This is a genomic window from Duganella lactea (assembly GCF_009857505.1).
GTDB classification, from domain to species: Bacteria; Pseudomonadota; Gammaproteobacteria; order Burkholderiales; family Burkholderiaceae_D; genus Rugamonas; species Rugamonas lactea.
The window spans coordinates 1-25,384 of record NZ_WWCP01000053.1 but is presented as its reverse complement, the minus strand read 5'-3'; the positions used below and the strand labels follow the sequence as shown (position 1 = coordinate 25,384).

At 62.4% G+C, this 25,384-nt stretch carries 28 protein-coding genes and 1 other RNA gene; 17 read left to right on the top strand and 12 right to left on the bottom strand.

What is annotated here, in order from left to right:
* Positions 1-736, top strand: a 736-nt coding sequence (locus GTP44_RS25145) for an LPXTG cell wall anchor domain-containing protein (protein WP_161021557.1), incomplete at its 5' end; no start/stop codon positions are given.
* Between the two features lie 124 nt (positions 737-860).
* A complete protein-coding gene (locus GTP44_RS25140; RefSeq protein ID WP_160992859.1) occupies positions 861-2,078 on the top strand; it encodes an aspartate aminotransferase type Ic in 1,218 nt (405 codons plus the stop codon).
* Between the two features lie 45 nt (positions 2,079-2,123).
* Here GTP44_RS25140 and GTP44_RS25135 read toward each other — a convergent pair whose 3' ends face one another.
* The 3 genes from GTP44_RS25135 to GTP44_RS25125 form a co-directional block, all read right to left on the bottom strand.
* Positions 2,124-2,402 carry a flagellar protein FliT gene (locus tag GTP44_RS25135; RefSeq protein ID WP_160992858.1) on the bottom strand — a complete coding sequence of 93 codons (279 nt, stop codon included), beginning with the start codon at positions 2,400-2,402 and terminating at the stop codon, positions 2,124-2,126.
* Positions 2,403-2,558: 156 nt separating this feature from the next.
* Positions 2,559-3,386: an HDOD domain-containing protein gene (locus GTP44_RS25130; RefSeq protein WP_161021556.1), complete on the bottom strand. Its 828-nt coding sequence runs from the start codon at positions 3,384-3,386 to the stop codon at positions 2,559-2,561.
* Between the two features lie 93 nt (positions 3,387-3,479).
* Entirely contained in the window at positions 3,480-4,046 is a 567-nt protein-coding gene (locus GTP44_RS25125) for a hypothetical protein (RefSeq protein ID WP_161021555.1), read from the bottom strand.
* Between the two features lie 174 nt (positions 4,047-4,220).
* On the opposite strand from GTP44_RS25125, the gene GTP44_RS25120 reads away from it, so the two are divergent.
* Entirely contained in the window at positions 4,221-4,859 is a 639-nt protein-coding gene (locus GTP44_RS25120; protein ID WP_161021554.1) for a class I SAM-dependent DNA methyltransferase, read from the top strand.
* A gap of 68 nt (positions 4,860-4,927) precedes the next feature.
* Positions 4,928-5,119 carry a CsbD family protein gene (locus GTP44_RS25115; protein WP_090191098.1) on the top strand — a complete coding sequence of 64 codons (192 nt, stop codon included), beginning with the start codon at positions 4,928-4,930 and terminating at the stop codon, positions 5,117-5,119.
* A gap of 66 nt (positions 5,120-5,185) precedes the next feature.
* On the opposite strand, the gene GTP44_RS25110 is transcribed toward GTP44_RS25115, so the two are convergent.
* Together GTP44_RS25110 and GTP44_RS25105 are read right to left on the bottom strand one after the other, a co-directional pair.
* Complete coding sequence (locus tag GTP44_RS25110; protein WP_161021553.1) at positions 5,186-7,396, bottom strand: S9 family peptidase; 2,211 nt, start codon at positions 7,394-7,396, stop codon at positions 5,186-5,188.
* 105 nt (positions 7,397-7,501) lie between these two features.
* Entirely contained in the window at positions 7,502-8,854 is a 1,353-nt protein-coding gene (locus GTP44_RS25105; RefSeq protein WP_161021552.1) for an MATE family efflux transporter, read from the bottom strand.
* A gap of 93 nt (positions 8,855-8,947) precedes the next feature.
* Between GTP44_RS25105 and GTP44_RS25100 the strand changes: the two genes are divergently transcribed.
* From GTP44_RS25100 to GTP44_RS25085, 4 genes are all read left to right on the top strand, one after another.
* Positions 8,948-9,265 (top strand): beta/gamma crystallin-related protein, encoded by a 318-nt coding sequence (locus GTP44_RS25100; RefSeq protein WP_160992852.1) that lies wholly within the window; start codon positions 8,948-8,950, stop codon positions 9,263-9,265.
* A 98-nt stretch (positions 9,266-9,363) separates the two neighbouring features.
* Positions 9,364-9,975, top strand: coding sequence for a beta/gamma-crystallin (locus GTP44_RS25095; protein ID WP_161021551.1), 612 nt, complete (start codon positions 9,364-9,366; stop codon positions 9,973-9,975).
* 67 nt (positions 9,976-10,042) lie between these two features.
* Positions 10,043-10,972, top strand: coding sequence for a DnaJ C-terminal domain-containing protein (locus tag GTP44_RS25090; protein WP_160992850.1), 930 nt, complete (start codon positions 10,043-10,045; stop codon positions 10,970-10,972).
* A 2-nt stretch (positions 10,973-10,974) separates the two neighbouring features.
* Positions 10,975-11,286 (top strand): chaperone modulator CbpM, encoded by a 312-nt coding sequence (locus GTP44_RS25085; protein ID WP_161021550.1) that lies wholly within the window; start codon positions 10,975-10,977, stop codon positions 11,284-11,286.
* Here the strand turns inward: GTP44_RS25085 and GTP44_RS25080 are convergent.
* Positions 11,264-12,283: a LysR family transcriptional regulator gene (locus GTP44_RS25080; protein WP_161021549.1), complete on the bottom strand. Its 1,020-nt coding sequence runs from the start codon at positions 12,281-12,283 to the stop codon at positions 11,264-11,266. The genes GTP44_RS25085 and GTP44_RS25080 overlap by 23 nt on opposite strands.
* 101 nt (positions 12,284-12,384) lie before the next feature.
* On the opposite strand from GTP44_RS25080, the gene GTP44_RS25075 reads away from it, so the two are divergent.
* The 3 genes from GTP44_RS25075 to pncB all read left to right on the top strand — a co-directional run bounded on the left by GTP44_RS25075 (position 12,385) and on the right by pncB (position 15,144).
* Positions 12,385-12,996 (top strand): FMN-dependent NADH-azoreductase, encoded by a 612-nt coding sequence (locus tag GTP44_RS25075; RefSeq protein ID WP_160992847.1) that lies wholly within the window; start codon positions 12,385-12,387, stop codon positions 12,994-12,996.
* 70 nt (positions 12,997-13,066) lie between these two features.
* Positions 13,067-13,954 carry a cysteine hydrolase family protein gene (locus tag GTP44_RS25070; protein ID WP_161021548.1) on the top strand — a complete coding sequence of 296 codons (888 nt, stop codon included), beginning with the start codon at positions 13,067-13,069 and terminating at the stop codon, positions 13,952-13,954.
* Positions 13,951-15,144 carry a nicotinate phosphoribosyltransferase gene (gene pncB, locus GTP44_RS25065; RefSeq protein ID WP_161021547.1) on the top strand — a complete coding sequence of 398 codons (1,194 nt, stop codon included), beginning with the start codon at positions 13,951-13,953 and terminating at the stop codon, positions 15,142-15,144. Before GTP44_RS25070 ends, pncB begins: the two co-directional genes overlap by 4 nt.
* Positions 15,145-15,157: 13 nt before the next feature.
* On the opposite strand, the gene GTP44_RS25060 is transcribed toward pncB, so the two are convergent.
* From GTP44_RS25060 to GTP44_RS25050, 3 genes are read right to left on the bottom strand one after another with little or no spacing between them, the layout of a single operon-like run.
* Positions 15,158-15,460 (bottom strand): hypothetical protein, encoded by a 303-nt coding sequence (locus tag GTP44_RS25060; RefSeq protein ID WP_161021546.1) that lies wholly within the window; start codon positions 15,458-15,460, stop codon positions 15,158-15,160.
* A gap of 27 nt (positions 15,461-15,487) precedes the next feature.
* Positions 15,488-15,787: an antibiotic biosynthesis monooxygenase family protein gene (locus GTP44_RS25055; protein WP_161021545.1), complete on the bottom strand. Its 300-nt coding sequence runs from the start codon at positions 15,785-15,787 to the stop codon at positions 15,488-15,490.
* Between the two features lie 27 nt (positions 15,788-15,814).
* Positions 15,815-16,450 (bottom strand): TetR/AcrR family transcriptional regulator, encoded by a 636-nt coding sequence (locus GTP44_RS25050; RefSeq protein WP_161021544.1) that lies wholly within the window; start codon positions 16,448-16,450, stop codon positions 15,815-15,817.
* Positions 16,451-16,675: 225 nt separating this feature from the next.
* Here GTP44_RS25050 and GTP44_RS27280 point away from each other — a divergent pair, with 225 nt between their 5' ends.
* Together GTP44_RS27280 and ssrA are read left to right on the top strand one after the other, a co-directional pair.
* Complete coding sequence (locus GTP44_RS27280; protein ID WP_202424222.1) at positions 16,676-17,236, top strand: hypothetical protein; 561 nt, start codon at positions 16,676-16,678, stop codon at positions 17,234-17,236.
* A gap of 151 nt (positions 17,237-17,387) precedes the next feature.
* Positions 17,388-17,747: a transfer-messenger RNA gene (ssrA, locus tag GTP44_RS25045) on the top strand.
* A gap of 456 nt (positions 17,748-18,203) precedes the next feature.
* On the opposite strand, the gene GTP44_RS25040 is transcribed toward ssrA, so the two are convergent.
* The gene (locus GTP44_RS25040) at positions 18,204-19,283 is read right to left on the bottom strand and encodes an alpha/beta fold hydrolase (RefSeq protein ID WP_161021543.1); all 1,080 of its coding nucleotides are present in this window, start codon (positions 19,281-19,283) and stop codon (positions 18,204-18,206) included.
* A gap of 123 nt (positions 19,284-19,406) precedes the next feature.
* On the bottom strand, positions 19,407-20,315 hold the full coding sequence (locus GTP44_RS25035) for a LysR family transcriptional regulator (RefSeq protein WP_161021542.1): 909 nt from the start codon (positions 20,313-20,315) through the stop codon (positions 19,407-19,409).
* Positions 20,316-20,433: 118 nt separating this feature from the next.
* On the opposite strand from GTP44_RS25035, the gene leuC reads away from it, so the two are divergent.
* The 4 genes from leuC to GTP44_RS25015 all read left to right on the top strand — a co-directional run bounded on the left by leuC (position 20,434) and on the right by GTP44_RS25015 (position 24,692).
* A complete protein-coding gene (gene leuC, locus GTP44_RS25030; RefSeq protein WP_161021541.1) occupies positions 20,434-21,849 on the top strand; it encodes a 3-isopropylmalate dehydratase large subunit in 1,416 nt (471 codons plus the stop codon).
* Positions 21,842-22,501 carry a 3-isopropylmalate dehydratase small subunit gene (leuD, locus tag GTP44_RS25025; protein ID WP_161021540.1) on the top strand — a complete coding sequence of 220 codons (660 nt, stop codon included), beginning with the start codon at positions 21,842-21,844 and terminating at the stop codon, positions 22,499-22,501. The genes leuC and leuD overlap by 8 nt, the downstream gene beginning before the upstream one ends.
* 70 nt (positions 22,502-22,571) lie before the next feature.
* A complete protein-coding gene (locus tag GTP44_RS25020) occupies positions 22,572-23,894 on the top strand; it encodes a 2-hydroxycarboxylate transporter family protein (RefSeq protein ID WP_161021539.1) in 1,323 nt (440 codons plus the stop codon).
* A 21-nt stretch (positions 23,895-23,915) separates the two neighbouring features.
* Complete coding sequence (locus tag GTP44_RS25015) at positions 23,916-24,692, top strand: sulfite exporter TauE/SafE family protein (protein ID WP_161021538.1); 777 nt, start codon at positions 23,916-23,918, stop codon at positions 24,690-24,692.
* 131 nt (positions 24,693-24,823) lie between these two features.
* Here GTP44_RS25015 and GTP44_RS25010 read toward each other — a convergent pair whose 3' ends face one another.
* On the bottom strand, positions 24,824-25,201 hold the full coding sequence (locus tag GTP44_RS25010) for a carboxymuconolactone decarboxylase family protein (protein ID WP_161021537.1): 378 nt from the start codon (positions 25,199-25,201) through the stop codon (positions 24,824-24,826).
* Between the last annotated feature and the right edge of the window lie 183 nt (positions 25,202-25,384).

Genomic DNA, 25,384 nt, shown 5'->3' with positions numbered 1-25,384 from the left:
CGCCGGCGTGTGGGTGTCGGCCGATGGCAAGCCGACCAAAGCGCCGACCAGTGAGGACGTGGCGGTGCCGGTGGGCGTGGCGCAGGCCTTGCTGCCGCTGGCGCCGCTGCCGTTGCCGCAGGGCGTACGGCGGCCGGCGGCGTGCGCGCCGAGCGGCGCCAGCGCCAAGGAGTGCGTGGCGCTGGATGCGCATAATGCGGTATTGTCCAGCAAGTTGACTGAGCTGGAGGGCAAGATGAAGGCGCTGCAGGGCGCGCTCGGCGGGACGGCGGCGGCCAAGTCGTCGTCGCCACAGGGCGCCGTGGCGCCAGCCGTCGCGGCCTCGGTCCCGGCGGCGGCATCGGCATCGGCATCGTCGGCTTCTGCCAGTCTGACGGCGACGGTCGGGCCGGAGGCGCATGCGGCCAAGGCGGCCGCCGGCGCGGCGGCCAGCGCCGCCAGCATGGTAGCGCCGCCGGTGGCGACCAAGCAGGTGCGCGTGCTGCCCAAGCTCAAATACAAGAAGGAGAAAACGCCCGAGCCGCAGACCGCGCAGACCGCGCAGACCGCGCAGACCGAGTACACGCTGGTGGCGGCCGCCGGCGTCGGTCTGCTGGCGCTGCTCGGCGGCGGCTGGTTGTGGTGGCGGCGCAGAAAGTCCGGCCGCGGACCGCTGAAGATCTGGCAGGGCTTCCGCCGCAAGCGCGACGCCGAGTCGGGGCCGGAGGACTTCGTCGAGGTCAACACCACCGGCTGATCATGCGTTTTACGCATGCGCTCATGCGATATGCGCATAAGCATATAGCTGTAAGCTCTGCCTGCGTGGCGGCGTTCTGGGGTATAGTCTGTGGCGCTATTTTCCCACCATAGAGAGACCTTCGATGAGCGCAGCAGCAGATGACCAAGCCCAGTACCACGCCTTCCAACAACTCGGCCTCAAGCTCGACATGTCGCGCGGCAAGCCGGCGCCCGCGCAGCTGGACCTGTCCAACGCGCTGACCGAGGCGCTGCCGACCTACCTGGCCGCCGACGGCACCGACGCCCGCAACTACGGCGGCGGCGTCGGCCTGCCGGAGGCGCGCGCGCTGTTCGCCGAACTGCTCGACGTGCCGGCCGCGCAGGTCGTCGTCGACAGCAGCGCCAGCCTGTCGCTGATGCACGACGTCATCGTCTACGCGCTGCTGAACGGCGTGCCGGGCCACGCGCCGTGGGTGCGCGAGCCGGTCACCTTCCTGTGCCCGGTGCCGGGCTACGACCGCCACTTCGCCATCTGTGAGGCGCGCGGCATCAAAATGATCAACGTGCCGATGCGCGACGACGGTCCGGACATGGATGTGGTGGAAAAACTGGTGGCCGAGGACGCCAGCATCAAGGGCATGTGGCTGGTGCCGAAGTACAGCAATCCGGGCGGCGCGGTGTTCTCGGACGCGGTGGTGCGGCGGCTGGCGGCGATGCCGACGGCGGCGCCGGACTTCCGCCTGCTGTGGGATGACGCCTACCGCTTCCATCATCTGGGCGAGCGGAAGCTGGTGGTGGCCGATATTCTGCGCGCCTGCGCGCAGGCCGGCCATCCGGATCGCGCGATCGTGTTCGCGTCGTCGTCCAAGGTCACCTGGGCCGGTTCGGGGGTGGCGGCGTTGGCGGCCTCGCCGGCCAATATCGCCTGGTGGAGCAAGCACGCCGGCTTCCGCAGCATCGGCCCGGACAAGATCAACCAGCTGCGCCATGTGCGCTTCCTGAAAGACCTGCCGACCGTCGAGGCGCTGATGGAACGCCATCGCCAGCTGCTCAAGCCGAAGTTCGACGCGGTGCTGGCGCAGTTCCAGGCGCTGCTGGGCGATGTGCCGGGCGTGTCGTGGACCGCGCCGCAAGGCGGCTATTTCATCGATCTGGTCACGCCCGACGGCGCCGCCAAGCGCACCGTGGCGCTGGCCAAGGAGGCCGGCATCACGCTGACCCCGGCCGGCGCCGCCTTCCCGTATGGCATCGACCCGCACGACCGCCACATCCGCATCGCGCCGAGCTTCCCGTCGCTGGACGAGATCAACCAGGCGGCGCGGGGCATCGCCTTGTCGCTGCGCGTGGCGCTGACGGCATAAAAAAAGCGCCTCCACGGAGGCGCTTGTTCATTTGGGTGGCGGGGCTTATTGCGCCGCCATGCCGGGCACGCGGTTCATCCACGGATCGGTCAGGTCGCGGATCGCGCGGTCGTTGGCCAGGATTTGTTTCAGCAGATCGATCTTGCGCAGGCGCTGGCCACCGCTCAGCGCCGGCACGCCATGGGCGGCGGCGCCGGCTTCGGCGGCGCACTGGCCTTCCAGCTGGCCCAGGCGGCCCATGTCCCCGCGACGTGCGGCGGCGGCCATTTGATTGGTCAAACCGGCAATGTTTTCATACATCGAGAGGACTTCGGAAGAGGTCATATGCCCACCTGGCTAAAGTTAAGCGGAGTACCGCATGTCCTGATTAACGTCGCCGTGAGCGGGAACTTTAGAGTGATTTGCAAAAAATGTTCAAAAAAGACGAAAAAAAATCCGCCTGCGGTGCAAACAGGCGGATTTTGATGTCGCGGGATTAACTTATTTGACCAGTTCTTCCAGTCCGGCGCTCAATTCGTCCGGTGGCGGCATGTCGTCGATCAGCGCGTTGTCCTCCAGGCCCAGCTCCTCGGCCAGGTCGACCGGGTAGCAGGCGGCGATTTCGTCGTCGCCCAGCCCCGCCAGCGCGACGCGCGCGCGCCACGCGGCCAGCGCGACGACGGCGGCCAGACGGTTCAGTTCGCCATTGTGGTGCGGTTCCGGGAAGGCCTCGATGGTTTCCGAGAAGGTGGGCGGAAACTTCCAGCGCTTGGCCAGTTCGGCGCCAACGTCGGCGAAGGTGTAGCCCAGCGAGGCTTTTTCGGCGTCGAGGCGGCGCGAATCCATCGGGCCGGCCACCTTGTCCAGCGCCATCGCCTGTTCCGGCGCGGCCGAGTGCAGCACCAGCTGGCCGATGGCGTGCATCATGCCGATGGTGAAGGCGAGGTCGGTGTTTTCCCGGGTTTTCTTGGCGATCCATTTGGCCGCCACGGCGGTGTGCAGGCTGTATTGCCAGAACTGCTTCAGGTCGAGGCCGGGCACGGTCTTGAAGCCGCTCACCAGGCCGGAACTGATGACCAGCGTGCGCACGGTGACGAAGCCCAGCATCAGCACCGCGTCTTCGACGGTGCCGATGCTGCGCGAGACGTGGTAGTAGGCCGAGTTGGCCAGACGCAGCAGCTTGGCGCTCAGCACCGGATCCGTCGACAATTTCTTCGCGATCTCTTCGGTCGAGACGCTGGCCTTGTCGAAACTGCTGATCAGCTCCTCCACGACCTTGGGCGCGGTGGGCAACGCAGTTGGATTCTGGAACAGGGCATCAAGTTTCATAGTTATCTCCTGGGTGATAGACGCGTTGCTATAAGCTAACTATATAGCGAATCGACCAATTCCAGAAGCAATTTGGGTGGCGATCGTCGCTTTTCAGTGATCGTCGTCGAGCAGATCGGACTGGCGCCGGTGTTTGGGCAGGCGCCGTTCGGCGATGGTGGTCGACTGGTGATCGACGTGCCGAATCAGCAGCATGGCCGCGTTCAGCGTGGTGTTCATGGCCTCGGCCGGCGACAGCGGCCGCTGGTCCAGGCGCTGCCGGATTTGCGCCCGCAGCCGCGCGGCGTTGGTCCAGTCGCGCGCGTCAGGCAGCAGCACCCACAGATCGCGCCATGCGTTGCGGCCATCGCCGGCGATGTCGATCGCCATCTTGCGCGGCGTGACCGGGTGGCCGCGAAACACGATGTCGTCATCGATCACCTTGGCGAAAAACCTGATGTCTTTGTAGGTCATGCGCAGGCAGGTCGTGTCCGGCAGGAACAGCTCCTTCCACTGATAGCCGCGCAAAGGCGAGCGCGACGCGCTGCTTTGCGCCATCCACAGCCTGAGCGCGCAAGCGACGGCCTCGGTCGGCGACAGCGTGCTGTGTTTTTTGTGCAGATGGGAAAGTAGCTCCGCGTAGACAGCGGGGGGAATAAAATCGACGTGTGCGGCATCCATGCTCGTTCTCCTATCTCGTTTGTGCTCGTTTTGACTCGTTTCTACTCGTTAGATTTGTGTGCGGTGCATAAAGTTCAAACGAGTTAAAACGAGTACAAACGAGACACCCAAACGAGTAACGATGCCGCACGCAGTGAGACAATAGGGGGTGAACAGCTATTCTCGTGGCAATTTATGGACAATATTGAAGACATCACACAGGCGACGCTGCGGCATTACGAGGCGACGGCGGAACAGTTCTTCGCCGGGACCATCGACCATGACGTCAGCCAAAATATCGACGCTCTGCTGGCCGCGATTCAAACCACCGCGCCATACCGGTTGCTGGACCTGGGCTGCGGGCCGGGGCGCGATCTGAAAGCGTTCAAGGCCATGGGGCACGAGCCGATCGGCGTGGATGGCTCGGCGCGTTTCGTCGACATGGCCCGCGCCTACAGCTGTTGCGAGGTATGGCATCAGGACTTCATCCAGCTCGACCTGCCGGCCGCCTGTTTTGACGGCATCTATGCCAACGCCTCACTGTTCCACGTGCCCAGCGCGGCGCTGCCGCAAGTGCTGGTTCATCTGCATGCCGCCTTGAAGACTGGTGGCGTGCTGTTCAGCTCCAACCCGCGCGGCGACAACCGCGAAGGCTGGTCCGGACCGCGTTACGGCAGCTACTACGACTACGACACCTGGCACCGTTACCTCACCGCCGCCGGCTTTGCACCAGTCCAGCATTACTACCGTCCAACAGGTCTGCCGCGTGAGCAACAACCCTGGCTGGCCAGTGTTTGGCGCTGCGTTCGTGAACGCACAGAAGCTCAAGCATGAGCGGCCTATAGTAGAACCCATGCACACAGCACTGGGTTGTGTGACCGTTAGCGACGAAGGAGTTCATCATGAACAAGGACCAAGTTGAAGGCAAACTGAAAGACATCGGCGGCAAAATTCAGGAAGAAGCCGGCAAGCTGGTAGGCAGCTCGGAGCAGCAAGCCAAAGGCCTGAACAAACAGGCGGAAGGAAAAATCCAGAAAGGCTATGGCGACGCCAAAGAAGCGGTCGAAGACGTGGTCAAAGGCAACCGCAACTAATTGCGGATCGCCATAACAAAACAGCCGCTTGACGCGGCTGTTTTTGTTGGTGGTTTAGTTTCGGGTTTAGTTTACTTCAGGCTTCAGGTTCTTCTTGAAGAACGCCTCAATACTGCCCCACACGTGACGCTGTGCGACCGGCCCCGAGATGCCATGCTTGGCGCCCGGATAGGTCATCAGGTCGAAGTGCACCTGACGCTTGACCAGCGCGTCGATCATGCGCGTGGTGTTGGTGAACAACACATTGTCATCGGCCATGCCGTGGATCAGCAGCAGCGGCGACTTCAGACCATCCAGATGCGAATACACGCCGCTGTATTCATAGCCCGCCTGGTTTTCCTTCGGCGTGCCCATGAACTGCTCGGTGTAGTGGGTGTCGTACAAGGTCCAGTCGGTGACCGGCGCGACCGACACGCCCATCGCGATCTTGTCCGACGCTTCCGCCAGCAAACGCAGCGACATGAAACCGCCATAACTCCAGCCGAACACGCCGATGCGCTTGGCGTCGACGAAGCGCTGCTGGCCCAGCCACTCGATGCCGGTCAACTGGTCTTCCACCTCCACACGTCCCAGCTGGTGGTAGTTGGCGTCGGTAAAGGCGCGCTCGCGGCGGAAGGAGCCGCGGTTATCCAGACGCCACACCACAAAGCCTTGCTGCGCCATGTACTGGTCGAAGAAGTTGCCCCATTTGCGCGCCACGTGCTGCGAGTGCGGGCCGCCGTAGGTCGACAGATAGACCGGGTATTTCTTCGCGGCGTCGAAGCCGGACGGCTTGATCATTGAGTAGTACAGCGTCTGGCCGTCCTTGGCCTTCAGCGTGCCGTACTCGGTCTTCAGGTGCGCGTCCAGGTATTTGCCGTAGGGATGGCTGGCGTTCAGTTCGTTCTTTTCCAGCCACTGGATCATCGCCCCATCCGGACGGCGGATGCTGACCTGTGGCGGCGTGTCCGGAGTCGAATACGTGTCGACGAACACCTCGCCGTTACGGGCGAACGACGAATCGTGCCAGCCGTCGCCCTGCGTCACGCGGGTCGGCTGGTCGGCGCTGCTGCCGTCCAGCTTCAGCGCATAGGTCTGGCTGTCGATCACGGCGTCGCGGTTCGACTGCACGAACACGCGGCCGTGTTTCTCGTCCACCGCCAGCAGCCGGTCGATGCCCCATTCACCCCGGGTGATGGCGTGTTTCAGCTTGCCGTCCAGGCCATACAGGTACAGGTGCTTGCGGCCGCTGCGTTCGGACGACCAGATGAAGCTCCGGTTATCGCTCAGGAAGCGCAGGTCGTCAAAGATGCTGACCCAGGTCGGCGAGGTTTCGGTGATCAGCACCTTTTGCGCCAACGTGGCGGCATCGACCGAGACCAGTTCCAGCTTCTTCTGATCGCGGGTCTGGCGCTGGAACAGCAGGGCCTTGCTGTCGGCGCTCCAGTCGGCGCGCACCAGATAGATGTCCCGCTCCGCGCCCAGGCTCACATCGCGGATCGCGCCGCTGACCGGCGAGACGATCTTCAACGCGACCAGCACGTTCGGATCGCCGGCGGCCGGGTAGCGCTGCTCGACCACCTCGGTGCGGTCGGCGAAGATCTCAAAGCGGCGCACCACCGGCACCGGCGCCTCGTCGTAGCGCTTGTAGGCGATGGCCGAATCGTCCGGCGCCCAATAATAACCGGTGGTCTGCGACATCTCCTCCTGCGCCACGAACTCGGCCTCGGCGTTGTGGACCGTGCCCTGGCCGTCGGTGGTCAGCTGCTTCTCCTTGCCGGTGTTCAGGTCGATGACGAACAGATTCTGGTCGCGCACGAAGGACAGATAGCGGCCGCGCGGCGAAATCTGCGGATCGAGCACGTTGCCGCTGGCGACCATGCGCGCCCGCTCCGGCTGGCTGACCTCGATCAGATACAGATTGCCGGCGATCGGCACCAGCAGGCGCTTGCCATCCGGCGACCAGCTGTAGCTCAGAATGCCCTTCAGGCTGGCGGTGCGGGCGCGCTCGCGGCGCGCCTTCTCGGCGTCCGACAGCTTCTCGTCCGGCACCAGCAGCTTGGAGTCGACCAGCCGGTGCGTGCTGCGGTCCCGCAGATTGTATTCCCACAGATCGAGCTGGAACTGGTTGTCGTCGCGGCCGCGCAGGAAGGTGACGCGGGCGCCGTCCGGCGACACCTTCAGGCTACGCACGCCCGGACCGGACAGCGACGGATCGCTGTGGATGCGGTCCAGGGTCAGTTTTTCCGCGGCGGCGGTGCCCGACAGCAGGGCGAGGAAGCAAAGGAGGAAGCGCATGGTGTCTCTCAAAGGGGCAGAAGCCGAGACGATACCAGAGGCACACGGCCATGGCGAGACGGCAAGATTGGGAATCCGCCCCCGAAAACCGTTTTTCCTTCGGCGCTAGCCGATCCGCGCCAGCGATAGCCGGTGCAGCGCCCAGCCGAGCAGCACCGCCGCCACCGTCAGGCCGACGGTCAGGCCGATCCAGAAGCCGGCCGCCGCCATGTCATGGCCCAGGCCCAGCCAGCAACCGAGCGGCAGCGCGCAGCCCCAGAAGGCCAGCAGCTGGATCTGCATTGGCTGGCGGCTGATCTTGTAGCCGCGCAGCGCGCTCGACGCCGCCACCTGGGCCGCGTCCGACAGCTGGAACAGCGCCGCCAGCAGCAGCAACGACACGCACAGCGCCTGCACCGCCAGGTCCGAGGTGTAGGCGGCGGCGATCTGCTGGCGGCACAGCACCATCAGCAGCGCCGACAGCACGCCGAACGCCAGCGCCATGCCGACCCCGACCCAGGCGACAAAACGCGCCCGCACCGGCTGGCCCTCGCCCAGCGCCTGGCCGACGCGGGTGATCAGCGCGATGCCGAAACTGAGCGGCACCATGAAGGTCAGCGAACTGAAATTGAGGGCGATCTGGTGCGCCGAGATCTGCACCACGCCATAGCGCGCCACCAGCAGGCTGACCGCGCCGAACGCGCTGACCTCGGCGAAATAGGTGACCCCGATCGGCAGGCCGAGGCGCAGCATGGCGCCGATCTCCGGCCAGTGCGGCCCCTCCCAGTGGGTGAACGGGTAGGTCGGGCGGTAGGCCGGCTGGCGAGCGATCCACACCAGCATCGCCGCCAGCATCAGCCACATGCACAAGCCGGTCGACACCGCGCAGCCGACGCCGCCCAGCGTCGGGAAGCCCCAGTTACCGAACACCAGCAGCCAGTTGACGAACACATTGAACAGCAGGCCGAGCAGGGCGATGACCATCACCGGCTTGGTCTGGTTGATGCTGGTGCTGTAGCCGTACAGCGCCCGATAGGCGGCGAACGGCGGCAGGCCGATGCTGATGATGTGGACGAACAGCGCCGCCTGGTCGCGCACCCGCGGCGTCAGGTACAGATGGTCGAACACCAGCGTCGCCAGGTTGGCCAGCAACATCGCCAGCACGCCGACGCCCAGCGCCTTCCACAGCGCCTGACGCACCGCGTGCGGCACCTTGGCCAGCGCGCCGGCGCCGACGTCGTGGGCGACGATGGAATTAATCGCCATCATCACGCCGCTGACCGTCACCAGCACGATCGACCACACCGACGCCCCCAGCGACACCGCCGCCAGCTGCTCGGCCGAGGTGTGGCCGGTCATGGCGACGTCGGCCACGCCCATGCCGACCGTCGCCAGCTGGCCGACCAGCACCGGCCACGCCAGTTGCCACAGGGCGGCGGCCTCGCGGCGGATATTGGCGGCGGTAAAAGTATGCGGCATGGGAAATAAAGTCCTTACAGAAAGGTACAATTTTACTGGGTTGCCCACAGTTTTGCGCGCTATCATGCGGGCTGACCCGATCCGGAGACGTTCATGCACCCGATATTCGCCGCCGCCGTCCTCGGCGCCACCTGCACGCTGGCCTGCGCCGGCGAGATCACCCTGTACAGCCACACGCGGCTGGGCGGGCCGGCCATCACGCTGCACGACGCCACGCCCGACCTCGACCCGCTGGGCTTCAACGACAAGACTTCCAGCGTGGTGGTCAACAAGGGCACCTGGCAGGTGTGTGCGGAAAAACACTACAAGGGCAAGTGCCTGATCCTGAAAGAGGGCGAGTACGCCGAGCTCAAGGGCTTCGACGACATGATCTCGTCGGCGCGCGAAGTGGACGCCGGGCGCCGCAAATAAGCCCTTACAATTGCTTGCAAATCAGCGAACATTGCCTGTCAGCGACATTGCCCCGGCCAGCGTTGTTGACGCATCCCGATCTTGAATGGACGTCCACCATGAAAACCTTCCTGTTCCGCCTGTTGAGCGCCACGCTGCTGCTGACCGGTGTCGCCCACGCCGGCGAGCTGACGCTGTACACCGACGACGACTTCGGCGGCCGCGCGGTGACGCTGCGCGGCGCCACCCCGGACCTGGCGCAGCTGGGTTTCAACGACCGCACCTCCAGCGTCATCGTCCGCGCCGGCACGTGGGAACTGTGCCAGGACTCGGGTTTCCGCGGCCATTGCATCACGCTGCAGCGCGGTGAATACCGCCAGCTGAGCGGATTCAACGACCAGATCTCGTCGGTGCGCGAAATCGGCGGTCGCGACCGCGACGAGCGTGACGACCGTGGCGGCTATGGTGGAGGCTGGGGCCGGCGCGAAGCGATCGTGCTGTTCTCCCAGGCCAATTTCGGCGGCCGCCGCGCCGAGCTGGCCGGCGACGTGCGCAAGCTCGACGACTACGACTTCAACGACCGCGCCAGCTCGGTGATCGTCAACGAGGGCCGCTGGGAACTGTGCGAGCACGCCGACTTCGGCGGCCGCTGCATCGTGCTCAATCCGGGCCGCTACGACTACCTGGGCGACATGAACGACCGCATCTCGTCGGTGCGCCGGCTGCGCTAAGCGGCCGCGCCGCACGCTGCGGGCATTTGCGCTAGACTGGCAACGGTGCAAAACAGGAGCGGGCAACGTGGAATACAAGGATTACTACCAGACGCTGGGCGTGGCCAAGACGGCCAGTGAGGACGAGATCAAAAAGGCCTACCGCAAGCTGGTCCGGAAGTACCATCCGGACGTCAGCAAGGAGGCCGACGCCCAGCGCAAAACCCAGGACATCAACGAGGCCTACGGCGTGCTGGGCGACGCCGACAAGCGCGCCGCCTACGATGAACTGGGGCGCGGCCAGCACTACCGCGCCGGCCAGCCCTTCCGCCCGCCGCCCGACTGGGGGCGCGACGTCGGCGGCCAGCCCGGCCGGCCCGGCGCCGCCGGCTTCGGCGACAGCGACTTCTTCTCCGACCTGTTCGCCAATTTTGGCGGCGGCCGGCGCCGGCCGCAGGCGCCGCAAAAGGGCGAGGACCACCACGCCAGCATCACCATCGACCTGGCCGACAGCTACACCGGCGCCACCCGCGCCATCGGCCTGATGGTGGCCGAGCGCGACGCCCAGGACCGCATCGTCACCCGCGAGCGCAACCTCAGCGTCAACATCCCGGCCGGCGTCACCGCCGGCCAGCAACTGCGCCTGGCCGGCCAGGGCCAGCCGGGCGGCGCCGGGCCGGGCGACCTGTATCTGGAAATTCAGTTCCGCCCGCACCCGCGCTATCGCGTCGACGGCCGCGACGTCTACCAGACGGTGCCGGTGGCGCCGTGGGAGCTGGCGCTGGGCGGCGAGATCGACGTCACCACGCCGTCGGGCAAGGTGCACGTGACGGTGCCGGCCGGCTCGCAGAGCGGGCGCAAGCTGCGCCTGCGCGGCCGCGGCATCCCCGGCAAGCAGGCCGGCGACCTGTATCTGCTGCTGGAGGTGGTGCTGCCGCCGGCCACCACCGAGCAGGCCAAACAACTGTATCAAACGATGGCGCGCGAGCTGGCCTTCAACCCGCGCGCGGGAGGATGACCATGGGACAAGTGCTGACCGCGGTGGTGATCGACGACGACGCCGCGCTGACGCTCGACGAACTGGCGCAAGCCTGCGCCGTCGCGCCGGACTGGGTGGTGGCGCGCGTGCGCACCGGCATTCTGCTCGACGCGGCCGACGGCGACGACGCCGGCCGCTGGCGCTTCACCAGCGCCGACCTGGTGCGCGCGCGCCGGCTGTGTCAGATCGAGCGCGCCTTCGACGCCAACGACGACGTGGCGGCGCTGGTGGTCGACCTGTCGGAGGAGATCCGCCGCCTGCGCGGCAAGCTCAGCGCGGCCGGAGTGCGATAGGCGCGGCCACCGCCAGCCCGGCCGGCGCCGCCTCGTTGAGCGCGTGATAGGCGTGCGGCGGCGCCGTCGGTTCGCGTTCGTTCAGCGGCGCCGGCGCGCCCGGCTGGGCCAGATCGAGGAACTGCTGGATCAGCCAGCGCGTGGCCGGCCCCGGCTCCTCGTCGCCGCGACGGATCACATACAGTGGAAAACTGAACGAGCCGCCCTCGGCGATCCGCAGCGGCAGCAGCCGGCCGGCGTCCAGATCCCACTGCACCAGCTCGAGCGGCATATTGCCCCAGCCGATGCCGTTGCGCAGCAGCGCGTGCTTGGAGCTGAGGTCGCCCAGGCGCCAGTCGCGCAGCGCCAGCACGCCGAAGTCCTGGCCGGCGGTCAGCGTGCTGCGGTCGGTCAGCACCAGCTGGGTGTGCTCGCGCAGCACCGCCGTCGGCACGATGCCGTCGATCTGCGCCAGCGGATGCTGCGGCGCCACCACCGGCACCATGGTGACGAAGCCGCAGGCCTGGCGCTCGATCACGTCCGGCGTGCCCGGCATCCAGCCGCTGATGCCGATGCGGCAGGTGCCGTCGGCCACCAGCTGCGTCACCGCGCCCAGCGCCTCGGTGCGCAGGCGCATCGAGACGGTCGGAAACGCGGTCTGGAACGCGTGCAGGATGCGCACCAGCTTACAGGTTGAAAACATCACATCGACCACCAGCGACACCTCCGCCTCCAGCCCGGCCGACAGCGCCCGCGCGCGCGCGCGCATGCCGTCGACCTTGAGCGACACCGCGCGAGCGTCGGCCAGCAGCGCCTTGCCGGCCTCGGTCAGCGTCGGCTTGCGCTTGCCGCGGTCGAGCAGCGCCACGTTCAGCTGCTCCTCCAGGTTGGCGATGGTGTAGCTGATGACCGACTGGGTGCGGTGCAGCGCCCGCGCCGCATGGGCGAAGCCGCCATGGTCGATGACGGCGATAAACACACGCAACTGGTCGAGGGAAGGCTGGCCGGGATCTCGCATAATCGATATTTTCGATAGATTTAATAGAAATAAAGGGGATTTCATCGATATTATAAACGCTTTATGATCGCTGCAACTCCCCACTGAAAGGACACCGCATCATGACCACCATCCTCCACATCGACAGCAGCGTGCGCGGCAGCGCCTCCCTGACGCGCCAGCTGAGCGGCGAATTCGTCGCCAAACTGCGGGCCGCCAACCCGGCCGCCGGCGTCGTCACGCGCGACCTGGCCAGCAACCCGGTGCCGCACCTGACCGAAGCGATGATCGGCGCCTTCTTCACGCCGGCCGACCAGCGCAGCGCCGAGCAGGCCGCCACGGTCCAGACCTCGGACACGCTGGTCGACGAACTGTTCGCCGCCGACACCCTCGTCATCGGCGCACCGATGTACAACTTCTCGATCAGCTCCGGCCTGAAAGCGTGGATCGACCACATCGCCCGCGCCGGCCGCACCTTCCAGTACGGCGCCAACGGCCCTGAAGGCCTGGTCACCGGCAAAAAAGTGGTCGTCGTGGTCGCCAGTGGCGGCGTCTACAGCGAAGGCCCGGCCGCCGCCTACGACCACGTCACCACCTACCTGCGCGCCGCGCTCGGCTTCCTCGGCATGACCGACGTCACCTTCGTGGTGGCCGAGGGCGTGGCGATGGGCGAGGCGGCGGTCAGCAACGCCCAGGCCAAGGCGCGCGCGCAGATCGCCGCCATCGCCGCCTGAGTCTGGTCGGCCGGCCGACCGGCCCGTGCCGGCTGCGGTATCATGCAGGCTTCACTCCATGGAGCCTCACATGAAACGGACTCTACATCTGTTGATGATAGACCCGCAAAACGACTTTTGCGACCTGCCGGCCGGCTATCTGCCCATTGACCCCGTCACCGGCCAGCCACTGGCGCCGGCGCTGCCGGTGCCGGGCGCGCACGCAGACATGCTGCGCCTGGCCGGCCTGATCAACCGCGGCCGCGCCGGCATCACGGCGATCAGCGTCACGCTCGACGCGCACCACCGCTTCGACATCGCCCACCCGACCTTCTGGATAGCCGCCGACGGCGCCGCCGTCCCCCCGTTCACTGAAATCAGCGCCGCCGACGTCCGCGCGCGCCGCTACCTGCCGCGCCACCTGGCCGCCTTGCCGATCGCGCTGAACTACCTCGACCGGCTGGAAGCGGCCGGCCGCTACCGGCTGATGGTGTGGCCGGTGCATTGCGAGATCGGCAGCTGGGGCCACAACGTCCACGCCGACGTGCGCGCCGCCTACGGCCACTGGGAAGAAGCGTCGCTGGGCATCGTCGCCAAGCTGGCCAAGGGCTCCAATCCGTGGACCGAGCACTACTCGGCGGTGCAGGCCGAGGTGCCGGACGCCGACGACCCGGACACCCAGTTCAACACCCAATTCGTCCGCACGCTGGCCACCGCCGACCGCGTCTACATCGCCGGCGAGGCCGGCAGCCACTGCGTCAAGGCCACGGTCGAACACATCGCCGACTACTTCGAGCGGGAATACGGCACCGCCGCGCTGGGCAAGCTGGCGCTGCTGACCGACTGCATCAGCCCGGTCACCGGCTTCGACGCCCAGTACCAGCACTTCCTGCGGACCATGGCCGCGCGCGGCGTGCACCTGCTGCCGGCCGCCGACGCGCTGGCCGAGCTGATCGTCAACGCCGGGGAGCCCGCATGAGCGCACCGGTCGTCCGCAGCCTGCTGGAAACGGACCTGTACAAATTCACCATGTGGCAGGCGCTGCTGCATGGCCACCCCAACTCGCACACCGAATACGAATTCGTCTGCCGCAACACGCCGGCCTTCCCGCTGACCGAGCTGCTGCCGCAGATCGAGCGCGAGCTCGACCACCTGTGCTCGATGAGCTTCCGCGACGAGGAGCTCAGCTACCTGCGCTCGCTGCGCTACATCAAAAGCGACTTCGTCGACTTCCTCACCGTGTTCCGCTTCCAGCGCAAGTTCATCGACGTGCGCGCCGACGGCGACACGCTGAAGATCCACACCGCCGGCCCGCAGGTGCACGTGATGGGCTTCGAGATCTACGTGCTGTACATCGTCAACGAGCTGTACTTCCGCCGCTTCGACCAGGCCGCCGCGCTGGCCGAGGGCCGCGCGCGCCTGAGCGCCAAGATCGCCAAGCTGAAGGCCTTCGGCCAGGAGCCGGCGCTGGCCTACCCGTTTGAATTGTCCGACTTCGGCACCCGGCGCCGCTTCTCGGGCGTCTGGCATGACGAGGTGGTGCAGCGGCTGGCGCGCGAGGTGCCGGAATATTTCAAGGGCACCTCCAACGTCTACCAGGCGATGCGCTTCGGCCTGATCCCGATCGGCACCATGGCGCATGAATACATGCAATCGTTCCAGGCCTTCGGCGTGCGCCTGCGCGACTTTCAGAAAGCCTCGCTGGAGGCGTGGGTGCAGGAATACCGGGGCGATCTCGGCATCGCCCTGACCGACGTGGTTGGCATGGACGCCTTCCTCGACGACTTCGACCTGTATTTCGCCAAGCTGTTCGATGGCCTGCGCCACGACTCCGGCGACCCGGTGCTGTGGGGCGAAAAAGCCATCGCCCACTACGCCGCGCTGCGCATCGACCCGAAAACCAAGCGGCTGGTGTTCTCGGACGGCCTCAACCTCGACAGCGCGATCGCGCTGTACCGTCACTTCGGCGACCGCATCATGACCGGCTTCGGCATCGGCACGCACCTGACCAACGATGTCGGCTTGGCGCCGCTCAACATCGTCATGAAACTGGTGCTGTGCAACGGCCAGTCGGTGGCCAAGTTGTCCGATTCGCCGGGCAAGACCATCAGCAAGGACGAAACCTTCCTGGCCTATCTGCGGCAGGTGTTCAACCACCCGGCGGCGTAGCGCCGGGCCGGGCTCAGGCCTCGGTCGCGCCGAAGCCGGCCATGATGGCGTCGGCCTTGTCGCGCTCGTCGTCGTCGTAGACATCGACCGACAGCATGGCGCCGGCGCGGTGGCGCGCGGCGGCGGCGGCGGCCGGGCCGCCCGGCGTCAGCGCATCGAGCAGATTGCCGACCGCGCTGGTGGCCACCGACGGCGGCAGTTCAGCGTGCCGGGTCAGCTTGACGCTGGCCAGCGGAAAGCCGCCGGACAGCAGCGCGCTGCGGGCGCTTTCAGCATCGGCCTGTTGCGGGAAATTGCGATGGATGGTGCGGGACATATAGGCCTCCTTATTGTTATCGATGGCTCAAAAGCCGGCCACGACGGTGGTGAAATGCTCCACTTTCGGCGGCTGCGCGAAGTAGCCGCCGACCAGCGCGCGCCAGTCCTGGAACGCGGCGCTGCCGCGGAAATCGACCGTATGGTTTTCCAGCGTCGCCCAGCCGATCACCAGGTGATAGGTGTCCGGCGTTTCGATATCGCGGTCGAGCCGCATCGACAGGCAGCCGGTGGCGGCCTGAAACAGCGGCACCGCCTTGGCGACGCCGGCCTGGAACGCCTCGTGGCTGTCTGGTTTGATATACAACTCGGCAATCTCGTAAATCATGGAGCGATCCTGGCAGTGGAGAGATGCCTATTGTGCCTCAACTGCGGCGGGCGTGCGCAGGATGAAACGCATCGCCTGGTGCGCCAGCTCACCGACGTCGGCACCGCTGCCGGGCTTGTACCACTGCACGGTCCAATTGAGCGCGCCAAAAATCAGCAGCCGGTCGAATTGCGACGGCGTGGTCCACGCGCCGGAGCGGTGCAGCTCGGCGATGGCGCGGTCCCATACCGCCTCGTAGCGGTCCTTCAGCGCCGCGATGCGGGCGCGCGACTGCTCGTCCAGCGAGCGCCACTCGTACAGCAGCACGGCGATGAAATGGTGATCCGGCGCCAGCAAGGTGTGCAGATGCGCCTCGACCAGCCGGTGCAGCATGGCGCAGGGCGACAGCGGCAGGGCGGCGATCGCCTCCACCTCGGCCAGCGCATGCTGCATGCCGTGCTCCATGATGGCCGCCAGAATCTCCTGCTTGGTCTTGAAATGGTAAAACCAGCTGCCGGCCTGGATGCCGGCGGCCGCCGCGATATCACGCACGGTGGTGTTGTCATAGCCCTTGGTGCGGAACAGCAAGGCCGATTTCTCGATCAATTCCGCGCGCAAGCCACCGCCTTCGCCCTTGTGCGGGCGCCCGCGCTTCTTCGGAACAGGGGCTACGGCATTGTGCATGGCGGCATCGCTGGCTGAAATGATGACAGTGTCATTCTAATGCAGGGATGAGGCTGGATTCACAAAACCGTCACCATGTGCTGCAATGCAACAACAGCGCTCCCTTTTGCGCCAGATCAAGCCGTCCACCGGATCGACTTCCAAGCTCGACCAAATGAACAGGAGATCCGCAGGCAATCCCCGGCTCAGCTTGACAACCACCATCACGCGCGTAACGATGAAGACATGGAAGCCGCCATCGACAAACTGAGGGACGACATGAACGCCGGCTTCAGTGAGACGCGCGCGGTGATGCACGACGGTTTTCGCGAAGTGAATGCGCGTATCGACGCGCTGCGGCGAGAATCCTCGGCGCAAATTGACACCTTGAACAAGGAAGCTTCGTCACGCATCGCCGAGCTGCGCCAGCAGACGCTGGATCAGTTCAAGCTGGTGGACGCAAAAATTGAAAAGTCGCAGCAGCAAATGCTGGATCATTTCAAGGTGGCGGCGGCGGAAATTGCAAGTTTGCGGCAGCAGATGTTGGATCAGTTCAAGGTGATGGACGCAAAAGTTGAAAGTTTGCGGCAGCAAACGCTGGATCAGTCCAAGGTGGCGGACGCAAAAATTGAAAAGTTACTGCAGCAAATGTTGGATTCTCAGCGCGAAACCACTGTACGCATCGATACACTGATGCACGAGAGCAATCGCCGTATGGACCGCAGCGAAGTGCAGTTTCGCTGGCTGGTCGGGTTGATACTCACCGCCTTGTTGGGCATCGCAGGCCTGGTGATCAAAGCAACGTGAAGAAGTGTTGGTGCCGGTATATTTCCCGACCGCCGGCGCCGGTAGTAGTCGCCGTTGCGGCGCTAATGAAGGGCATCATAGCGGTTAAATATGACCGGCGTTTGACGCGCATGGCGGGACACGCCAAAGTGGAGTAGAATAGAACTTCTGTGGGGCCGACCTGGTTTCGACGTGGGTTGCAAAGCAGAACAGGGCATACCGAGGCCTGGCTACCTCGTAAATACAACCAGAAATCAATAACTGCAAACGATAACTCGTACGCACTGGCAGCCTAAGGGCTGTTAGCTCCTAAACGCTTCTTCCCTGGGGCGGACCGTTAAAAGTCATGGAGTCATTTACAGGGAATCGCGCTGTGACGGGTCACTTGAAGCAGCGCTAAATCTAAGGTGAATCGCCTGTCCAAAACGTGCACATCCGTGTTGTACAGGTTAAATTAAATGATAGTGCTAAGTATGTAGAACTGTCTGTAGAGTGCTTGCGGACGCGGGTTCGATTCCCGCCGGCTCCACCACAAGATCATCTAGTCGCATCCAACGCCGTCCAAGTGACGGCGTTTTCTTTTATATTTCCAAGTAATTGGCCTCTACTCCAGTCTTGCCAAGTCCAGCCCTGTCCAGCGATATGGGGGGATTGATCGGTAACTTGTGAACAATGAACTGGAGAAGAATTGATGGCTGGAGGGGATCGGCTATCGAAGCTGAGCGACAAGGTCGTGAAGGTGATCGCAACCAAGGCAGAACCGGGTCGGAAGCGGGCAGACGGGGTAAGCGCCAATTCTTCCCCCTTCTAGCGCAGTCACATGCAATCCGGGGCTCCCCGCCTCACGCGGACGTTATCTTTTAAGCTTCGCAGACCATTGGCATAATCCCACTACCACCCGCTGGTGTTCAGGAGCGCATGGGGGGGGGGCGCTGTCGCGGGGGGGCAGGAAGCGACCGTCGCACGCCACGCGCGCGCGGCGGTCACGTTATTTATCAGCGGATACCATGTCCAGCACATCGTTGATTGCCAGAACGATGGCTTGCGGATCCTCGACCTCGATGTTGTGATGGGTATTTTTCACCACGCGATGCTGTCCGCGTGTGGACGAGGCGGTGGTCTGGTCGTGCAACGCCAGCAACACATATTGATCCTCTTCTGCAGTTGGAGATCTCATCTCCAGGATGCTGTGGCTTAGTACGATCAGAGGCAAATTGCCAAGGGCATTTTTCTTGCCAAATATCCCGGCGTATTGCTCATTCAGATGTGGAACAGGCGCGATAACGCAGTTCTGGGCTTCCGATGCCTGAGCGGCCTGGTATGCGTATCGCACTTGTATCACTTGCCGCTCATCGGCGATGAGCGGCCCCAACGGCAGGTGGACAGGATCGGTGCATTGCTTGTAAAGATCGGAAGCCGGATCCAGATCCTGCTTTTTGGCGCTCTCCACGCAGGACTGGAAATGCGCGAGCCACCCTGCGGGGCCGTTTTCTTCCGAATACATTTTTTTGAACTTGTCCGCGCCAAATTTCGCCGTCACAAGCGGGCGCGCCCGCTCTTCTTCCAACTCTTCGGTTGGATCCACCAGGACCACACCCGCCACTTCGGACGGATAAGTTGCGGCAAACAGTTTCATGTTAAAGCCGCCCAGAGAATGTCCTACGAGGACGACAGGCCCATGAATTCCCGCTTTTTTGATCAAGTTACGTAAGTCTGCAACTATGTTGAACGGCGTGCTCGGACGATCGGACAGGTCACTGTAGCCCATGCCAGCGCGGTCATATGTGCAGGCGCGCGTGCGGGTGGCCGTCTGCGGTTGCACCATTGCCCAAATGCTCGACCAGTCGCTTAAACCGGCGTCAAAGATCACCGTTACCGTACCGTCGCCACGGCAATTCAAATTCATTTTCCTGCCGTCACCGACATCAAGCAGCGTGTGGGCATGGACAAAATCCTTGGCGATTTCCGGCGAGAGTATCGGCGGCGTAGCGGTCTGCGCCTGACCGGGCGAGGATATTAATGATAAACACAACATCACGTTCAGAGACGTAGCTTTGCAAAGGTTCATATTTTCTTTTAGGTAGTAAGGTAGTTATTTTTTTGAACACACAGCATAGCAGCTTGTGAGCCTGAATGATGCTGTAATTTGCATCCCAATATGTTTTAGCGTTCTTGGGAGGCAACGCAAAAACTAAGCATTGCTCCAGTGCGCGTGATGTTTAAACCATTCAACAAGGAAGTCAATAAATACACTGACCTTGGCGGATAAGTTCGCCCTCTCAGGATAAACCGCAAAGATATCGGCCACCGGCAAGGACCATTCAGGAAGCACCGGCACCAGTCTTCCCGAGCCGATATGTGATTGCACGTCCCATCCAGAACGCATTAATATGCCGAAGCCTGCTAGCGCCCACAACACGCCAGTCTCGCCGTCATTGGTGCTCAACCCACCCCGAATTTTTACAGACTCGTGCTTATTTCCCTTACTTAAATTCCACGTGCTGTAAGCCGCATCACTCTCGCGGAGGACGATGCACTGATGCGCTTGTAAATCACGCGGAACTGCGGGGGTGCCAGCCCGCGCCAAGTAATCGGGGGACGCACAAAGACAGCGCAGATTGGTCGCAATTTTTCGTGCCACCATACGAGAGTCGGGCACCGTACCGAACCAGATTCCGATGTCAAACGCCTTGTCGGTTAAATTGATCGAGCGGTCGGTTAGTTCCAGCTGCAGCTCCACCGCCGGATAGCGGCGCGCAAATTCGACAATGGCAGGTGCGATGTGGCGACGGCCAAAACCGAATGTCGCATTCACCCGCAAGAGTCCTTTGGGTACGCCCCTGCTGCTGGACACAGTTTGTTCCAGCTCCTCGAGCTCCGTCAGCAATTGAGCACCACGGGCCAGATACACCTCTCCCTCATGCGTGACACTGATTCGTCGTGTTGTGCGATTTAATAGCCGAACACCCAAGCGCTTTTCCATCTGCGCCAGCCGGGTGGAGATTGCAGGGGGCGTGACGCCCAGCTCTCGCGCCAACGCTGATAACGAGCCTTGTTTGACCAGGTGCACAAAAAACTGCAGGTCTGAGATCGCATCCATTTATAAATTAAACTAAATAATAGATAAAGGGAGATTGTATTATGAAATTCATCTAAGTAGCTAAACTTCACGGTCATGATGGCCTGTGGTGATCGCGGCCAGAACAATGGAGATAGAAATGGCTAGAACCCTTTACCAGAAGCTGGTTGAGTCGCATACCGTGACCCGACTTGACGCCCAGAATGTGCTGCTCTACGCCGACCTGCACATCATGAATGAATATACCAGCCCGCAAGCATTCGCTGGCCTGGCGGAAGCGCAACGCCCTGTCGTCGTACCAGGTCAACAGATGGCTGTGGTTGATCACATTATTCCGACCCACCCCGTAAAATTCCGCATTATCCAAGATCCACCATCGGCGCTTCAAGCGACCAACCTGGCTAAGAACTGCGATCAACATAGCATCGTCTTGTTCGATACCAACGATGAACTGCAAGGCATTGAGCACGTTATCGCCCCTGAGCTTGGGATGATCCGGCCTGGCATGGTGGTGCTATGCGGTGATAGCCACACCACCACCTATGGCGCCCTTGGTGCATTGGGCTTTGGTATCGGCACGTCTGAAGTGGAGCACGTCCTGGCAACGCAGACGCTGGTGTACCGGACGGCGCAAGACATGCGTATCCGCGTTGATGGCCTACTGCCACTGGGCGCCACTGCCAAAGACCTCATCATGCATATCATCAGCCGCATCAGCGCCCAGGGGGCGCGCGGCTACGCGGTTGAGTTCCACGGCAGTGCCATCAGCGCTCTGTCGGTCGAGGCCCGCATGACTCTGTGCAACATGACTGTCGAAGCCGGCGCACGCGGCGCACTGATCGCACCAGATGACAAAGCGATTCAGTATGTATTGGAACGTGCACCAGACATCGCCGCCGACTGGGCGGACGCAGCAACGGCAGACTGGGCGAAGCTTCATAGCGACGCCGATGCGCAATTTGAGGTTGAACACGTATTCGATGCCAGCGACATTGCCCCATATGTAAGCTGGGGGACGAGTCCGGATCAGGCAGTTCCCGTCAATGCCAACATCCCTAACCCGATTGACGCCACCGATTTAACGGTTCGCGCCGCTGCTGAGCAGGCACTGCGCTACACCGGCCTGCAGGCTGGCAGCCCAATCGAAGGGATCGCGGTGCAGCGCGTGTTCATCGGCTCTTGCACCAACGCCCGGATTGAAGACCTGCGCATTGTCGCGGCAATCGTCAAGGGGCGCAAAGTTGCACCTTCGGTGCGTGCCATGGTCGTACCCGGTTCCGGCGCCGTACGCCGTCAGGCAGAACAAGAAGGCATCGCGGATGTTCTGATGGCGAGCGGTTTCGAATGGCGTCAGCCGGGATGCTCGATGTGCCTCGCAATGAACGATGACTTCCTGGAACCAGGGGAGCGCTGCGCGTCCACCACCAACCGTAATTTTGAAGGGCGCCAAGGCCGCGCCGGCATCACCCATCTGATGAGTCCAGCAATGGCCGCCGCCGCCGCTATCACCGGTCACATCACGGACGTTCGTCAACTGGAGGCTAATCATGTCTGACTCTCGCTATATCAATGGCACCGCTGCACCGCTGCCAACCCCCAATCTGGATACCGATCAGATCATGCCCAAGCAATTTTTGCGCGGCATCGATAAAGCGGGTCTCGACAAAGGTGTGTTGTATGACATGCGCTACGACACCAACCACCAGTTGCGTACCGACTTCGTGCTGAATCAAGCGGCCTATAAAGGAACCTCGATTCTCGTTGGTGGTAGCAATTTCGGCTGCGGTTCAAGCCGCGAACATGCGGTGTGGGGTCTGCAGCAATTCGGCATTCGGGCAGTGATTGCTTCGAGCTTCGGTGAGATCTTTTACAGCAACGCCATGAACAATCGTCTGATGCTGGTGATGTTGGATGAGGCTGATGTGTTGCGCATCATGGCCGACGCTTCGAATCCAGCTAGCAACGCCATTCAGATCGATGTCGCGCACCGGACCGTGCGCAGCAATAGCGTCGAGGCCCAATTCACCCTGTCCGAACGGCACCGTCATATGTTCTTGGAAGGGCTGGACATGATCGGCGCGACGTTGGCCCTGAATGAAAAAATCTCGGCATTCCAGGAAGCGCACTGGCATCACCGTCCATGGCTGAAAAACGTTGCGGCCCGGACCAAAGAGCGCCTCAACAACGTTGCGCACCATTCCATCTAAAAGAGCACCAGCCTGTGCAACGGCCCGTGGTTAAAAGAGGCAGCTTGCACAGCGCAACTTGGAGACAACCATGCAAACCATATCTATCACTTCGTCCGATGCAAAACAAAGCATTTGGAAAAAATTGAGCTCGTACAAAGTCGGTCCAATCTCCTTGCCCGTCTATATCACCGTAGCGATTATTACGGTCCTGGCGGCTTATAACAAGCGTCTGCCGAACGACATGATCGGCGGCTTTGCCGTGTTGATGCTGGCCGGATTTCTGTTAGGGGAAATTGGCGCTCGTATCCCGGTGTTCAAACACATTGGCGGCGCCGCAATTCTTTGTCTTTTCGTTCCATCAGCTCTGATCGGCTACAAAGTCATGGACGCCGAAATGATGAAGGCGCTGACGACGACGATGAAGACAGCGAACCTGCAGTATTTATATATTTCGTGCTTGGTCGCAGGCAGCATTTTGGGGATGAGCCATAAAGTACTCGTCCAAGGCTTCACCCGCATGTTTGTACCTTTGTTGGTCGGTACCATTGCCGGCGTAGCCGCTGGTGTCTCTGTCGGGATGCTGTTTGGCTATGAGCCAGCCCACACTTTCTTCTACATCGTCATTCCGATTGTCGGCGGCGGCATCGGCGAAGGTATTCTGCCGCTGTCAATTGCCTATTCCGAAATTCTGGGCAAACCGCAGGCCGACCTGATCGCAATGCTGGTGCCGGCCGCGTTGCTTGGCAATGTCGTCGCTATTTTGGCCAGCGGCGTATTGAAATGGATAGGTGAAAAGAAACCTCATCTGACCGGAAATGGTATACTGGTGAAGTCCGGCAATGATGAAGAATTGCTGAAAACCGATCACGTCAATGACCCGCTAGACATAGGCCTGATGGGCTCGGGCTTGTTGATTGCCTGCGCCTTCTTTATCTTAGGTTCTTTGCTCGCACCGGTCACCGGCATCCCTGGTCCTATCCTGATGATCGTCAGCGCGGCGGTCCTGAAAGTAGCCCGAGTTATTCCACCAAAAATGGAGCTGGGCGCCTATCAAATGTACAAATTCGTTTCGGCTAATCTGACCTTTGCGATCCTTGTTGGACTCGGTGCATTGTTCGTGTCGTGGAAAGATTTGATGCACGCTTTCAGCTTCGGCTATGTCGCCATCTGCGCAGCCACGGTACTGGCATTGATTGTTTCCGGATTCTTTGTCGCCACATTCTTGAATATGTACCCGGTGGAATCCGGCATCGTAACCGCGTGCCATAGCGGCTTGGGCGGCACGGGTGACGTCGCAATCTTGTCCGCCTCGTATCGTATGGGCCTGATGCCGTTTGCCCAGATCTCCACGCGCATTGGCGGCGCCATGATGATCGTGATGGCCACCCTGCTGATGAAGTTCTTCCACTAATCCTAACTTGCAGAGATGCCGATGTCTTATCAATTGTTGTACGTCGCCTTACCCAATCTCGTATTGGGAATGGGGTTGGGTGTCGCCGGCGGATTGTTGGGCATCGGTGGTGGTCTGATCGCAATTCCAATCCTCGCCCATTTCTACGGAATGGATCAGCAGCTCGCGCAGGGAACGGCTTTGGTGATGATTACTCCAAACGTTCTTATCGGGTTTATCCGCTATCGCCAGAAAAACAATATCGCGTTAAAGTCGATCGCACCCATGGCCGTGGCGTCAATACTGGCGACTTATGTCGCCGCGAAATGTGCCACTGGTCTGAACCCGCACCATCTTCAAATTGGTTTCGCATTGTTCCTGCTTGTCCTGGCGCTGTATTTTGGCTGGAGCCTTAAACGCGCATCGACTCAGGTAAATGCGTGTTCCGGCCCAGGCCAAAGAAAGGTGGCATCAGATTGGTTAATGCCGCTGATTGGAATCGCTAGTGGCATCATGTCTGGACTATTCACCGTAGGTGGGGGGCTGGTCGTGGTGCCTGCGCTGGTCACGATGTTCCGCATGAGCCAAACCCACGCCCAAGGCATAGCGCTTGCATTGGTTGTCCCTGGAGCGCTGGTTGCCCTTTTCACTTATTCTGGCGCTGGCCATGTGGACTGGGTTACCGGCATACCGCTTGCGCTTGGCGGTATTGTCAGTGTTTCTTGGGGCGTGGCTCTCGCCCATCAGTTTGCGCCGACCAAACTGCGGCTTATTTTTTGCTCCGTGCTGGTCGCGACCTCGCTGGCTATGCTGTTCTAATTTCTGTGTGACAGGTCGGCCATGGCGTTCAACGCCGCATATAGGCGGTCCATGTACTTCATCGACGTTGGCGCTGTGGATTGGAGCATCTGTCGCGCCCTGAGCAAGCTGGATATCTCCCGCCAACGCCGCTACCTCAGAGCGGACGACGACAGATCGCCACTACGCGTTTTCAATCCCCGCTGAAAACTTCCACGAATTTCAGAAGCGTGTTCTCGCGCATGGCGCGCATGTCTGGCAGCAAAATAGTCCTGACCGGCACGTCGACGCGCACCAAGTGGCGGTTCAGCCATTGCGTTGTCGGTGAAATGCTCTTTCAGTTGGGCGAAATCGTCGTCGTTCGGCTGTTTGTGGGGCAGGGTGGTGACCGCTTCGGTCCAGTTCAGCACCGCGCGCGCCAGCGCGCGGAAGCACGGCGCTTCGCGCCAGCCGCCGCCCCCGTTGCTGCGCCCGCTGCACCAGCTGCCCGCACGCCGCCTCGCTCTTGCCCAGCCGCTCTTGCCCAGCATGCGGTAGGCGGTGGCGAATCGCCGTGGCCGCAGGGCGGCGAAAGTGGTGGTATCGGTGAGCTATAGTCGAATCTGGTGTACGGGCTGAAATCTGCAGGCGGGGATGAGGCGGTGGAGATTTTGTTGGAAAATTTGATTGTCGAGATCAAAACCAACCAACAGAGGAAACTCCACCATGACGAA

Bases quoted from the DNA above. Each gene is read 5' to 3' on its own strand.
- GTP44_RS25140 (WP_160992859.1), top strand. From the start codon at position 861: ATGAGCGCAGCAGCAGATGACCAAGCCCAGTACCACGCCTTCCAACAA.
- GTP44_RS25135 (WP_160992858.1), bottom strand. From the start codon at position 2,402: ATGACCTCTTCCGAAGTCCTCTCGATGTATGAAAACATTGCCGGTTTG.
- GTP44_RS25130 (WP_161021556.1), bottom strand. From the start codon at position 3,386: ATGAAACTTGATGCCCTGTTCCAGAATCCAACTGCGTTGCCCACCGCG.
- GTP44_RS25125 (WP_161021555.1), bottom strand. From the start codon at position 4,046: ATGGATGCCGCACACGTCGATTTTATTCCCCCCGCTGTCTACGCGGAG.
- GTP44_RS25120 (WP_161021554.1), top strand. From the start codon at position 4,221: ATGGACAATATTGAAGACATCACACAGGCGACGCTGCGGCATTACGAG.
- GTP44_RS25115 (WP_090191098.1), top strand. From the start codon at position 4,928: ATGAACAAGGACCAAGTTGAAGGCAAACTGAAAGACATCGGCGGCAAA.
- GTP44_RS25110 (WP_161021553.1), bottom strand. From the start codon at position 7,396: ATGCGCTTCCTCCTTTGCTTCCTCGCCCTGCTGTCGGGCACCGCCGCC.
- GTP44_RS25105 (WP_161021552.1), bottom strand. From the start codon at position 8,854: ATGCCGCATACTTTTACCGCCGCCAATATCCGCCGCGAGGCCGCCGCC.
- GTP44_RS25100 (WP_160992852.1), top strand. From the start codon at position 8,948: ATGCACCCGATATTCGCCGCCGCCGTCCTCGGCGCCACCTGCACGCTG.
- GTP44_RS25095 (WP_161021551.1), top strand. From the start codon at position 9,364: ATGAAAACCTTCCTGTTCCGCCTGTTGAGCGCCACGCTGCTGCTGACC.
- GTP44_RS25085 (WP_161021550.1), top strand. From the start codon at position 10,975: ATGGGACAAGTGCTGACCGCGGTGGTGATCGACGACGACGCCGCGCTG.
- GTP44_RS25080 (WP_161021549.1), bottom strand. From the start codon at position 12,283: ATGCGAGATCCCGGCCAGCCTTCCCTCGACCAGTTGCGTGTGTTTATC.
- GTP44_RS25075 (WP_160992847.1), top strand. From the start codon at position 12,385: ATGACCACCATCCTCCACATCGACAGCAGCGTGCGCGGCAGCGCCTCC.
- GTP44_RS25070 (WP_161021548.1), top strand. From the start codon at position 13,067: ATGAAACGGACTCTACATCTGTTGATGATAGACCCGCAAAACGACTTT.
- pncB (WP_161021547.1), top strand. From the start codon at position 13,951: ATGAGCGCACCGGTCGTCCGCAGCCTGCTGGAAACGGACCTGTACAAA.
- GTP44_RS25060 (WP_161021546.1), bottom strand. From the start codon at position 15,460: ATGTCCCGCACCATCCATCGCAATTTCCCGCAACAGGCCGATGCTGAA.
- GTP44_RS25055 (WP_161021545.1), bottom strand. From the start codon at position 15,787: ATGATTTACGAGATTGCCGAGTTGTATATCAAACCAGACAGCCACGAG.
- GTP44_RS25050 (WP_161021544.1), bottom strand. From the start codon at position 16,450: ATGCACAATGCCGTAGCCCCTGTTCCGAAGAAGCGCGGGCGCCCGCAC.
- GTP44_RS27280 (WP_202424222.1), top strand. From the start codon at position 16,676: ATGGAAGCCGCCATCGACAAACTGAGGGACGACATGAACGCCGGCTTC.
- GTP44_RS25040 (WP_161021543.1), bottom strand. From the start codon at position 19,283: ATGAACCTTTGCAAAGCTACGTCTCTGAACGTGATGTTGTGTTTATCA.
- GTP44_RS25035 (WP_161021542.1), bottom strand. From the start codon at position 20,315: ATGGATGCGATCTCAGACCTGCAGTTTTTTGTGCACCTGGTCAAACAA.
- leuC (WP_161021541.1), top strand. From the start codon at position 20,434: ATGGCTAGAACCCTTTACCAGAAGCTGGTTGAGTCGCATACCGTGACC.
- leuD (WP_161021540.1), top strand. From the start codon at position 21,842: ATGTCTGACTCTCGCTATATCAATGGCACCGCTGCACCGCTGCCAACC.
- GTP44_RS25020 (WP_161021539.1), top strand. From the start codon at position 22,572: ATGCAAACCATATCTATCACTTCGTCCGATGCAAAACAAAGCATTTGG.
- GTP44_RS25015 (WP_161021538.1), top strand. From the start codon at position 23,916: ATGTCTTATCAATTGTTGTACGTCGCCTTACCCAATCTCGTATTGGGA.
- GTP44_RS25010 (WP_161021537.1), bottom strand. From the start codon at position 25,201: ATGCTGGGCAAGAGCGGCTGGGCAAGAGCGAGGCGGCGTGCGGGCAGC.